The organism is Stenotrophomonas sp. SXG-1 (assembly GCF_014083965.1).
Classification (GTDB): Bacteria; Pseudomonadota; Gammaproteobacteria; order Xanthomonadales; family Xanthomonadaceae; genus Stenotrophomonas; species Stenotrophomonas geniculata.
This window is the reverse complement of sequence record NZ_CP046588.1, coordinates 1,935,846-1,947,827: the sequence shown is the minus strand read 5'-3', so window position 1 is coordinate 1,947,827 and position 11,982 is coordinate 1,935,846. Positions and strand designations below refer to the sequence as shown.

The following is an 11,982-nucleotide window of genomic DNA, read 5'->3' as shown; positions in this document are numbered from 1 at the left end:
CTCTACAAAGACGGAGGTAGCGCCGGGCCACGCCCGGCGTCATTGCAGCGTCGGCAACCCCGGCGGATTGGTCTGCGACTGCGGCACGGCTTCCTCGGCCACATTCCATCGCTTCAGCGCCTGCGCATAGGTGCCGCTGCCGATCTGGGTATTCAGCGCCTGCGTCACCGCGTCGGCCAGGCCGCTGCCCTTGCGCGTGGTCACCGAAATCGCCGCAGCGTTCGGCCATCCCCCTGGGAACAGGCCCACACGCCGCACCTTGCCATCGCGTGCCGAATAAGCGCCGGTGGCATTGGGCTCGAACGAGACATCGGCGCGGCCGGTGATCACCGCCAAGCGGCCGACCACCGCGTCGTCGAAGTACTGGTACTCCACCGGCTTCAGGCCGGCAGCGATGTTCTGCTGGTCCCACTGGCGCAGGATCTGGTCCTGGTTCGTGCTGGCGCCCACCACCACCTTCAGCCCGGCGACGTCGGCGGGCTTTTCGATCTTCTGTATCGGCCCATCGGCGCGCGTGTAGATGCCCAGCAGGTCGTAGCGATAACTGGAGAAATCGAACTTCTTCTTGCGCTCCTCGGTGACCGTCACATTGGAGAGCACCGCATCGTACTTGCCCGATTCCAGCCCCAGCGGCCAGTCAGGCCAGGCCACCGGTACGATCACCAGCTTCAGGCCCAGCCCATCGGCGATCAGCCGCGCGATGTCCGGCTCGATGCCGACCACGTCCTTGCTGTCGGCACCATAGTCGGCCAGCGGCAGCTGCCCCGGATGAGTGGCAACGGTGAATGTGCCGGGGGTGACGAAGCGATAGTCGGCCGGGATCAACGCCTGAGCCTTCGGGTCAAACGTACCCTTCAGCACGGCCGTGTTCGCTCCGGCCAGGCTGGTCGCGGCCACGGCGCCGGCATCCGGTGCCTGGCGTACGCGCGAATAGACGATGCCGGCGATGCCGATGACCAGCACGCCCACGATCAACAGGGTGCTGCGCGAGGGGCGACGCGGTGCTGCAGGGCTCATGATGTTCCTACCGGGGTTACAGGGTCTTGGCCAGGAAATCGGCGGTGCGTTGCTGGCGCGGGTGCTCGAACAACGCCTCGGGCGTGCCCTGCTCGATCACCCGCCCCTGGTCCATCATCACCACGTGGTCGGCCACGCGGCGGGCGAAACTCAGTTCATGGGTGACGATCACCAGCGTGGTACCGGAACGGGCCAGTTCCTCGATCACGCTCAGCACCTCCGCCACCAGTTCCGGGTCCAGCGCCGAGGTCGGTTCATCGAACAGCAGCACCTTCGGTTGCAGCGCCAGCGCGCGGGCAATCGCGATGCGCTGCTGCTGGCCACCGGACAGCTGGCGCGGGAACGCATCGGCCTTGTCGGCCAGGCCCACCCGCTCCAGCAATGTCCGCGCCTGCTGCTCGGCCTGCGCGCGCGATACACCACGTACCGCGATCGGTGCCTCGATGATGTTCTCCAGCGCGGTCAGATGCGGGAACAGGTTGAAGCCCTGGAACACCATGCCCACCTCGGCACGCCGACGGCGGATCTCGCGCTCGGGAAGTTCGTACAACGTGTCACCCTCGCGGCGGTAACCGATCAGCTGGCCGCCGACAGTCACGTAACCACTGTCCGCGCGTTCCAGGTGGTTGATCAACCGCAGCAGCGTGGATTTCCCGGCACCGGACGGGCCGATCAGCACCGTCACGCTGCCGGCGCGCAGGTCCAGGCTCACGTCTTCCAGCACCGGCTGATCGCCGAACACCTTGCCCACGCCATGCAGCGATACCGCCGCACCCTCGCCCGCTTCCACCTGGGTGGCGATGCGCGGGCGGTTGGCCACGCGCGGCGCAGCATCACTGGATGTCCGCACCGGTGACGACACCCGCGACACCGAGCGCTCGCGCTGCAGCTGGCCGCGCGCGAAGCGCTGTTCCACGCGCCGCTGCAGCAGCGACAACACGGTCAGGATCACCAGGTACCAGACCGTGGCCACCATCAGCAGCGGCACCACTTCCAGGTTGCGCCGATAGATCACCTGCACGGTGTAGAACAGCTCCGGCAGCGCCAGCACGTAGACCACCGAGGTGCTCTTGGCCAGGCCGATCACATCGTTGAACGCCGCCGGCAGGATCGAACGCATCGCCTGCGGCAGGATGATGCGGCGCACCTGGCGACCGCGCGGCAGGCCGAGCGCGGCCGCGGCCTCGTACTGGCCGTGGTCGACCGAGAGGATGCCACCGCGGATCACCTCGGCCGAGAACGCGGCCTGGTTCAGGGTCAGGCCCAGCACCGCGGCGGTGAACACACCGATCAGCTGTGTGGTCGGGTACGAGAACAGGCTGATGCCGGTGAACGGCACGCCCAGTTCGATGGTGCTGTACAGATAGCCCAGGTTGTTCAACAGCAGCAACAGCACCAGCAACGGGATCGAACGGAACAACCACACATAGCCCCACGACACCGCCGACAGCAGCGGCGAACCGGAGACGCGTGCCAGCGCGAGCAGCGTACCCAGCGCGAAACCGAGGCCGGTGCCAAGCGCGGTCAGCAGCAGCGTGCGACCCAGGCCTTCCAGCACCGGGCGTGCGAAGAACCACTCGGCGAAGGTGCCCCAACCCCAGCGCGGATTGCCCAGCACGGACTGCAGCCCGATCAGGATCAGCGCCAGTGCCAGCACCGTGCCGAAGACCTGCAGCGGATGCCGGGCCGGCACGATCTTCAGTGCCTGTCCGGGCGCCGGACGAGCGGCGATGCCCTCCAGCGCGGTCGACGGTGTGCTCATGCGTGGGCTCCGTGCAGCAGTGCCTGTGCAGGTGCAACGACGGGCGTCGTCGCTCGCAGTTGCTTCTCGAACGGCAGATGCGCAACCGTTTCCGGGTCGGCCTCCAGATCGAACAGCGCGGTGTAGCCGTGGCTCAGGTACAGGCCAACAGCTTCAGGCTGGCGGAAGCCGGTCGTCAGGAACACCCTCCGGTACCCTTGCCGCGCCGCCTGCTCTTCCAGCTCCTGCAGCACGCGCCGCGCAATGCCCTGGCGACGCAGCCCGGGCAGCGTCCAGATGCGCTTGAACTCGGCGGTATCCGGATCGCGGTGCGGCATGAAGGCACCACCTGAAATCGCCACACCGTCGCGCAGCAGCAGCACGAAGGCGCCCACCGGGGCCGCAAAGGCCTGCGCCGGGTAGCGCTGCAGCTCCTCGCGAGCGCTGCCACCGATGCGTCGGCGCACGTCGGCATAGCGGCTGTCGTACTCCTGTTCCAGGCCGTCGAACAGCGGCCGCGCCAGCGGATCATCCACCGAGGTATAGAGGAAGCGTTCGTTGCTGCTCATGTCGCATCCTTCACCAGATAGTCTTCGGCCAGTCGCGCCCACAGGCTGGCGGCGGGGGCAATGGCGGCATCGTTGAACACGTAGCGCGGGCTGTGCAGCGGCGCGCTCTCGCCGTTCCCGACGAACACGAAGCTGCCCGGTCGTGCCTGCAGCAGGAAGGCGAAATCCTCGCTGGCCGTGCGCGGCGCGAATTCGGGCACCACCTGTGCGGCGCCGAAGCCCTGCACGGCCACCTCGCGGATGTAGGCGGTCTGCTGCGGATGGTTGATCACACTGGGGAAGCCGCGCGGGAACTCGATCTCGGCGCGCGCACCGAACGCGGCGGCGGTGTGTTCGGCAATCTCGGTGACCCGGCGCCGCAGGGTGTCGCGCACTTCCGGCAGGTAGGCGCGGACGGTCAGCTTCAGCTCGACCACGTCTGGAATCACATTGGCGGCCTGCCCGCCGTGGATCGAACCGACGGTGACCACGCCCATCTGCCGCGGATCGACATTGCGCGACACCACGCTCTGCAGCGCGGTGATGATGTGCGCCGCCACCAGGATCGGATCGACGCTGCCCTGTGGCTCGGCGCCGTGGCCGCCCTTGCCGATCACCTTCAGCCGTGCCCAATCCACCGACGCCATCGCCGGGCCATCGACGAAACCGAAGTGGCCCACCGGCACGCCCGGCCAGTTGTGCAGCCCATAGATCGCATCCACCGGGAAACGCTCGAACAAGCCATCTGCAATCATCTTCGACGCGCCCGAACCCGTCTCCTCAGCAGGCTGGAACACCAGCTGCAGGGTGCCGTCGATGCGCCCGTGGTGGGCCAGGTAGTGTGCAGCGGACAGCAGGATGGCGGTATGCCCATCGTGGCCGCAGGCATGCATCAGCCCCTCGGTCTGGCTGGCGTAGGCCAGGCCGGAGTCCTCATGGATCGGCAGTGCATCGATGTCGGCGCGCAGGCCGAGACGACGGCTGCCCTGCCCGCGCTGCAGCGTGCCGACCACACCGGTGCCGCCGAGCCCGGTGGTCACCTCATAACCCCACTGCTGCAGCAGCTCGGCCACGCGGGCGCTGGTGCGGTGCTCCTCGAAGGCGAGCTCCGGGTGCTGGTGCAGGTCATGGCGGATCGCGATTGTGGCCTCGGCGCGTGCCGCGATCTCGGGCAATATGCCACTGGTTGGGGAAGTCCGCCGGGCGTGGCCCGGCGCTACCGCGGTTTCTCCGCTCATCGCCTTATCCCGCCTTCCGTGCCGGCTCGGCGTCGGTCGAATAGCGGCTGGCCTTGTACGGCAGACCCAGATGCTCGCGCAGGGTCTGTCCTTCCAGCTCGCGCTGGTGGTAGCCGCGCGCCTGCAGGATCGGCAGCACCTGGGTCACGAAATCGTCCAGGCCCTCGCGCTGCGCGGCGAAGCCGAGAATGAAGCCATCGCTGGCACCGGCATCGAACCAGCGGATCAGCTCATCGGCCACATGCTCCGGTGTGCCGATGAAGTTCGGCCGTGGGCTCACTGCTTCCAGTGCCACCTGGCGCAGGCTCAGGCCCTTCTCACGCGCATCCTGCTTGATGCGGTCGGTGGTGGAACGGAACGAGTTGCTGCCGATGTCACCCAGCTCCGGGAACGGTGCATCCGGATCGTACTGGCTGAAATCGTGGTGATCGAAGAAGCGCCCCAGGTACGCCAGTGCATCCTCCAGCGTGGCCAGTGCGGCAATCGCCTGATACTTGGCTTCGGCTTCCTCGGCGGTGCGGCCGACGATGGGGCCGATGCCCGGAAAGATCTTCACGTCATTGCCGCTGCGGCCGTGCGCGATCGCCGAGTTCTTCACCTTCTGGGTGAATGCACGGGTTTCTTCCAGCGAAGGCGAATGGGTGAACACCGCATCGGCGTACTTCCCGGCCAGCGCGATGCCATCGTCAGACGAACCGGCCTGGAAGATTACCGGCTGTCCCTGCGGCGAACGCTGGATGTTGAGCGGGCCTTCCACCTGGAAGAAGCGGCCCTTGTGGTCGAGGCGGCGGAATTTCTCCGGTGCGAAGAAGGTGCCGCTGTCGCGCTCGCGCACGAAGGCATCGTCATCCCACGAATCCCACAGCCCCTGCACGACGTCCAGGTACTCATCGGCGATCTGGTAGCGCAGCGCATGCTCTGGGTGTGGCCGGCCATAGTTGCGGCCCGAACCTTCCAACGGCGACGTCACCACGTTCCAACCGGCGCGGCCGCCACTGAGCAGATCCAGTGAAGCGAACTGCCGTGCCACCGTGAACGGATCGCTGTAGGACGTCGACAGCGTGCCCGCCAGGCCGATCTTGTTCGTTGCCGTGGCCAGGGCCGACAGCAGCGAGATCGGCTCGAAGCGGTTGAGGAAGTGCGGGATCGACTTCTCGTTGATGTACAGGCCATCGGCCACGAAACCGAAGGCAATGCCGTTGTCCTCGGCGGTGCGCGCAATGTCGATGTAGAACTGCAGGTTGACGCTGGCATCGGCCGGATTGGACGGATGCTTCCAGGCATGCATGTGGCTGCCGGGGCCCTGCAGCATGATGCCGAACGGAATGTGGCGCGGGGTGGTGCTCATGGGGATCGCTCCTGCAGGTCAGGCCACCGCCGCGCGTGGCGCGGGCGACAGCAGTTCAAGGGATGTCAGGCGTGCGTCGAGGTCGGCCACCGGCGCATCGAGAATGAACTCACCCACGCCGAAGCGCCGGTGCAACGCGTCCAGTTCGTCACGCACATGCTGCGCATCGCCGGACAGCACGCTGGGGCGCGTTTCCTCGATGCGGAAGTCGGCCACGCCCACCTGGCGCGCGTACTCGGCAGCCGCCTCCGGACTGGGCAGGTTCACCGTCTGGCCGGGGCCGAGGTGCAGCTTGTAGACCCGCAACGCGCCGATATGACGCGCAGCCGCTTCGGCCGTAGGTGCGGCGAAGGCCACCGTGGCCAGCAGCGGGGGCTGCGAGGAGACGCTGCGGTAGGCATCGAACGCAGCCTCGATGTGTTTCGGGTCGCCATCGAAGTGCGCGGCGTAGACGAAGCGCCAGCCCAGCTCGGCCGCCTGCTTCGCACTCTGCGGGCTGGCACCGAGCAGGAAGCGCTCCGGCGCCTGCTGCGGGATCGGGCGCGCTTGCGCCTCGGTTTCGGTACTGGAAAGGTAGCCCTCCAGGTCGCGCAGTTGCTGGTCGAAGTCGGCAAACGCCGGTCGCCCCGCTGCCAATGCAGCTGTAGAGGCCGGCAGGCCACCGGGCGCCTTGCCCACGCCCAGATCCACACGCCCCGGCGCCAGTGCGGCCAGCAGGTTGAAGTTCTCCGCCACCTTGTACGGCGCGTAGTGGCGCAGCATCACTCCGCCGCTTCCGATGCGGATGCGCCGGGTCTGCGCCAGCACCCAGGCCGCCAGCACTTCCGGCGCCGGGCTGGCCAAGGTCGGCGCGGCGTGGTGTTCGGCGAACCAGTAGCGGTGGTAGCCCAGCTGCTCGGCACGCTGCGCCAGCTGCAGGCTGTTGCGCAGCGCCTGCTCCGGCGACGCGCCTTCGGCCACCGGGCTCTTGTCCAGTACGCTGATCTGATAGCTCATCGTCGCGTCCTCGCTCAGGGATGGGCCACGGGGATGCCGAGCAACCCGTTCAGTGCGGCCAGTATCGGCTCGGCGCCGGAGATGTACTGGCGGTCCTGGTGCGCGCCACTCGCAAGATCACTGCGCACGCCCTGCGGCAGCACCAGCTTCGGCAGCGACTGGTCCTGCTCGCCGATCTCGGCGATCACCTCGCGGCGCGGCCGCGCGAAGCCGATGCGGCGCACGTCCAGCTGCGCGTCCAGGCCGTCGATGCTCGACAGCGCCCCTTCCAGCAGCAGGCTGTGCCGGCAGAAGAAGCGCTGGCCGGGAATCTGCCCGTCCTCGAACTCACGGTCGAGCAGGAACAGGATGGGCTTGTCGGTTGCGTCCAGACTCACAGGGTCGTCCTCATCGGGGGGCGGCAATGCGATGCCGCTTCGATATCGATGCTAGAGATGACGGCCGTCGGCACGGCGATGCCAGACGACAATCGGCGGTCAGATCCGGCCACGCAGATGCGCCTTGGCCATAAGCAAAGCGCCGCCGGTTATGCCGTCAGGCGATGCGTCGCAGCGGCGCCGCTACCGCCAGCGCCTGCGTAGCCAGATGGCCGGCCGCACGCTCGGTCGCCAGCGCGATCCGCGCCTGCAAAGCGGCACTGTTGATGTGCTCGCCATCGAAGTCGGCAGGCGTGGCATATACCCCGATCGGCAGCGTGTGCGCCTGCAGGAAACTGAACAACGGCCGCAGCTGGTGGTCGATCACCAGCGCATGGCGCTCGCTGCCGCCGGTCGCTGCCAGCAATACCGGCGTATCCACCAGCGCTTCCAGCCCGATGAAGTCGACCAGGTGCTTGAACAGCCCCGGATACGCCCCCCGATACACCGGCGCGGCCACCACCAGCAGCTCGGCCGACTCGATCGTCTGCAGCGCCTGCTCCACGGCCGGCTCCGCTTCATCGCGCGACAACGACTGCCCCAGCGAACGCGCGATCGGTGCCAGCTCCACCAGATCCACACTGGCGTGCACCCGCTGCTGCAACGACTCCAGCAGGTGCCGCACCAGCAGCAACGTGCGCGACGTCGCCGAACTGGTCGGCGACCCCACCACTGCAACCACCTTCAATGCAGAAGACATGAAACGCTCCCATGTAGAGCCGAGCCATGCTCGGCTGCCTTTGGCCTGAACCTCAAAACCGGTAATTGACCCGCCCATACCAGTACGCTCCAACGTTGCCCAGCACATCGCCGTTGTCCCACGTCGTCTCGATGCTCGCCACATCGGTGGCACTGCGTGCGTACTCGGGCACCTTGCGGGTGCGCTTGTCGAACACATTGTTGATGCCCAGCGCCGCACTCCAGCCCGCCCCCAGTTCCACGCCACCGGACAGGTTGGTCACCAGCACGGGCGGCTGCTTGTACTCCACGCCGTTGTTCAGGCGCTTGATCGGGCCGTAGTACGTGAAGTCGACATTCGAGCGCCAGCGCCCGTTCTGCCACCCCAGGCCGGCCACCTGCGTATAGCTCGGCGTGCGGAAGCGCAGTGCGTATTCGCTGGTCCTGGTCAGCAGGTTGATGTTCGGCAGCCCCTGCAGCACCCCTGGAATGTCGCTGACCTTCTGGATGGTGGTGCGCCCCACGTTGGCCGCGTAGCTCCAGCGCAGCTTGCCCCACGCAGTCTCCTGGTTCGCTTCCAGGGTCAGCTCGACGCCGCGTGTGCGGGTATTGCCCACGTTGGTGAAGTAGCTCGCGTAGAACGCATCACCCGGCAGGATGCTGATGCCGGCTGACCCCAGCAGTGCATCGATGGTGTTCTTCTGCGCTGCGCTCAGCACCGTGCCGCTGTTGTCGGTGATGCGCGCCGGATCCTGTGCGTTGTAGCCGATCTGGCTGGACTGCCCGAGCTGGCCACGGATATCGATCTGGTACGCATCCACGGCCAGGTGGAACGCCGGGCTCGGGTCCCAGGTCACGCCCAGGCTGTAGTTGGTGGCTTTCTCGGGCTTCAGCGGCGTGGCACCCAGTGCGATCGCCGCCGGCGAAGACACCTGCGCCACCAGCGTGGTGCCGCAGGGGCAGCTGCCCGTGGCCTGGTAGAACTGCGCGCCCAGGCTGGGTGCATGGAAACCGTTGCTGACCGTCGCGCGCACGCCCAGCGCGTCGGTGACGTCGAAGCGCGTGGTCAGGCGGCCGGTGGAGACACTGCCGAAGTCGGAGTGATCTTCCCAGCGCGCGGCCGCATCCAGATACCAGCGCGAGGTGATGTTGGTGGCCGCACCGACGTACACCGCCTTGCTGTTGCGGGTAGCCTTCACCGCATCGGCAGTCGAATAGCCGACGAACGCCGCAGCACCAAAGCCGGTATACGACTCCCACTGCCCGGCCCCGCGTTCATACTGTTCATGCTGGTATTCGGCGCCTGCGCTCACTTCCAGCGGCGAGGCGAATGCCGCCACCTCGAAGCCACGGCGCAGATCGAGGTTGGCGATACCCTGCTGGTAGTCCAGCTTGCCGTCATAGAAATCGGTGGGCGATCCCGGGTACGGCAGCGAATAGTTCACCGAATTACGGGTGTAGGTACGCACCGTGCTGCGGTTGCCGGTCAGGCTGGCGTCGTAGTCCCAGCCCGCGATCTGGCCTTTCACGCCTGCGGTGCCGGTGTACTGTTTCTCCTTGGTTTCCAGTACCGGCAGGAAGCCATCCGGGAACACACTCAGCACGCCGGGTGCCTTGTAGGTGGTGAAGATGGTCGCCGGCAGGCGGAAGTTCTGGATCGCCTGCGCGGTGCGGTCGCTGGCGGTGGCATTGGCGTAGAACTGCGCGCTTTCGCCCAGGCCATGGCCCACGTTCACCGCGAAGGCCTTCAACGCGTACGACGGCGAGCTGAGGATGGTGTTGGCCTCGGCATCGCGGTTGGCCTCAGCCGGGTTCGGCGACGCGCCCGCAGGCAACCGGTTGTTCGGGCGCAATGCCACCAGATTGCCACTGCCATCCACCGCCGGGTAGCTCAGATAGCCATCGATGTAGCGGCGGGTGCGGATCGCATGATGCTGGCGCGTGGTCTCGCCAGACAGATTGACGAAGCCATCCTGGCCCCACGGCAGGCCGACGTTGGCGCGCACGCTGGTGCGCGAGCCATCGCCATCGATGCTCTGCCCGCTCTCCACGGCAAATTCACCACCGTGGGCCTGCGACTTCAGGATCACGTTGACCACGCCGGTGATCGCATCCGAGCCGTAGATGGCCGATGCACCATCGCGCAGCACTTCCACATGGTCGATGGCCGAGACCGGAATCAGCGCCAGATCGGCCCACGCGTGGCCCGGATAGCCGCCGCCGTTTGCCCCGCTCACATAGGCACTGGCATTGCGGCGCTTGCCGTTCACCAGCACCAGCGTGTAGCCCGGCGACAGGTTGCGCAGCTGGTAGCCGCGGATCAGGCTTTCCTGGTCGCTCTGGTAGCCGCCGATCTGGCTCAGCGACGGCAGGCTGCGCTGCAACGCTTCCAACAGGTTGCCCTGCCCGGTAGCGGCAAGGTCCTCGGCGGAGATCACATCGATGGGCGTGGAGCTGTTCTTTACCGTGCGCGTGCTGGTGCGCGAACCGGTCACTACCACCGCATCCAGCGTGGACGCTGCCACGTTGGCTGTCGCGGCGGTGGCGGCAGGATCGGCATCGGTTTCCGCCGCATGGGTGGGCGACGCGGCGAGGATAGAAGTGATCAGAACAGCGAGAGTGCTCAGGACAGGGGCGTGGGCGGCAGGCATGGGGGCTCGTGGGGGTGGGCCGGAAACACGCTTCCATTCAAGGGCCTGTTCACCTGGCGCGACAGGCGGGATCACGTCACCCAACCGTCATATCCGGCCACCCACATGACCGCTGGTAATGAGGTTAGGCGGCATTGCCGGTGCACTGCTGTCTGTAGAGCCGAGCCCACGCTCGGCTGCTCTTCGTGACGGCGTCAGATGCATCCCCCCCCCTGCCGGTATTGAGCCGAGCGTGGGCTCGGCTCTACAAGAGGGGAGCGACCGCTCCATATGCCTGGCCGGCATCACCTCATGCCCGCGCACCACTCCGCGCCGCGCACCTCGAAACGTAGCATCAAGCCATGCCCAGCCCACCCGCCGATCCCGCCGCGCCGCTCGTTGCCATCGTCGCCTGCCACGGCCAGGGGCTGTTCGAATTCGGCTGTGCGGTGGGCCTGTTCGCGCCGATAAGGCCCGAGCTCGGCGTGGCCTGGTACCGCACCCAGCTATGCGCAGGCGAGCCCGGCGCACTGCGCATGCTCGGCAATGCGCAGGTGCAGCTGCCCTGCGATCTCAGCACGGTTGATGACGCCGACATCATCGTCATCCCCGGTTGGCGCGAACCCAGCGAACGCCCGCCGCAGGCACTGCTCGATGCGCTCAACCGTGCCCACGCACGCGGCGCGCGCATCGCCTCGATCTGCTCCGGTGCGTTCGTGCTGGCCTGGGCCGGGCTGCTCGATGGCCGCCAGGCCACCACCCATTGGCGCCTCACCGAAGCGCTCACACGTGAGTTCCCACGCATCGATGTGCGCGAAGATGCGCTGTATGTGGATACCGGCAGCATCATCACCTCGGCCGGCTCGGCCACCGGCATGGACATGATGCTGCACATGGTGCGCAAGGACTACGGCGCGCGTGTAGCCAACCTGGTGGCCGAGCGGCTGGTGCTGGCGCCATGGCGCGACGCCGGCCGCAGCCAGCGCGTCAGCCGGGCCATTCCCCATGGCGAGCCCACGCGCTTGGCAAAGCTGATGGAATGGATGCGCCGCAACCTGCGCGAGCCACATTCCCTTGGCAGTCTCGCCGAGCAGGCTGCACTCAGCCAGCGCACCCTGCAGCGGCAGTTCCTGGAAGCCACCGGCCTGTCGCCGATCGACTGGCTGATCCGCGAGCGCGTAGCCTTCGCGCGCGAACTGCTGGAAACCACCGACCGGCCGCTGCAGTGGGTCGCCGAGCAGGCCGGCTTTGGTTCACAGGAATCGTTCCGTCGGCACTTTCGGGGTCAGGTCGATGCGAGCCCTACCGAGTATCGCAGCCAGCATCGTGGCGGTATTGGCGCAGATCGGCTGGTGGGTTGCTGATTCTGC

10 protein-coding genes are annotated in these 11,982 nt (G+C 67.1%); 1 reads left to right on the top strand and 9 read right to left on the bottom strand.

The genetic code is table 11. The features are described from left to right. Positions 1-39 precede the first annotated feature (39 nt). The 9 genes from GOC52_RS09015 to GOC52_RS08975 form a co-directional block, all read right to left on the bottom strand. A complete protein-coding gene (locus GOC52_RS09015; protein ID WP_019338456.1) occupies positions 40-1,017 on the bottom strand; it encodes an ABC transporter substrate-binding protein in 978 nt (325 codons plus the stop codon). Positions 1,018-1,033: 16 nt separating this feature from the next. Then, complete coding sequence (locus GOC52_RS20830; protein ID WP_171955033.1) at positions 1,034-2,779, bottom strand: amino acid ABC transporter permease/ATP-binding protein; 1,746 nt, start codon at positions 2,777-2,779, stop codon at positions 1,034-1,036. Next, positions 2,776-3,327, bottom strand: a complete 552-nt coding sequence (locus tag GOC52_RS09005; protein WP_010484662.1) for a GNAT family N-acetyltransferase — start codon at positions 3,325-3,327, stop codon at positions 2,776-2,778. The genes GOC52_RS20830 and GOC52_RS09005 overlap by 4 nt, the downstream gene beginning before the upstream one ends. Then, entirely contained in the window at positions 3,324-4,544 is a 1,221-nt protein-coding gene (locus GOC52_RS09000; RefSeq protein ID WP_191851197.1) for a M20 aminoacylase family protein, read from the bottom strand. Before GOC52_RS09000 ends, GOC52_RS09005 begins: the two co-directional genes overlap by 4 nt. 4 nt (positions 4,545-4,548) lie before the next feature. After that, positions 4,549-5,892: an LLM class flavin-dependent oxidoreductase gene (locus tag GOC52_RS08995; RefSeq protein WP_049483186.1), complete on the bottom strand. Its 1,344-nt coding sequence runs from the start codon at positions 5,890-5,892 to the stop codon at positions 4,549-4,551. Between the two features lie 18 nt (positions 5,893-5,910). Then, positions 5,911-6,888 (bottom strand): MsnO8 family LLM class oxidoreductase, encoded by a 978-nt coding sequence (locus GOC52_RS08990; RefSeq protein WP_106549614.1) that lies wholly within the window; start codon positions 6,886-6,888, stop codon positions 5,911-5,913. A 14-nt stretch (positions 6,889-6,902) separates the two neighbouring features. Next, positions 6,903-7,265, bottom strand: a complete 363-nt coding sequence (locus tag GOC52_RS08985) for a DUF3088 family protein (RefSeq protein WP_014646898.1) — start codon at positions 7,263-7,265, stop codon at positions 6,903-6,905. Between the two features lie 157 nt (positions 7,266-7,422). Next, positions 7,423-8,004, bottom strand: a complete 582-nt coding sequence (gene msuE, locus GOC52_RS08980; RefSeq protein ID WP_191851195.1) for an FMN reductase — start codon at positions 8,002-8,004, stop codon at positions 7,423-7,425. Positions 8,005-8,056: 52 nt separating this feature from the next. Beyond that, on the bottom strand, positions 8,057-10,633 hold the full coding sequence (locus GOC52_RS08975; RefSeq protein ID WP_191851192.1) for a TonB-dependent receptor plug domain-containing protein: 2,577 nt from the start codon (positions 10,631-10,633) through the stop codon (positions 8,057-8,059). A gap of 341 nt (positions 10,634-10,974) precedes the next feature. On the opposite strand from GOC52_RS08975, the gene GOC52_RS08970 reads away from it, so the two are divergent. Beyond that, positions 10,975-11,976 (top strand): helix-turn-helix domain-containing protein, encoded by a 1,002-nt coding sequence (locus GOC52_RS08970; protein WP_191851190.1) that lies wholly within the window; start codon positions 10,975-10,977, stop codon positions 11,974-11,976. The last annotated feature ends 6 nt before the right edge of the window (positions 11,977-11,982 follow it).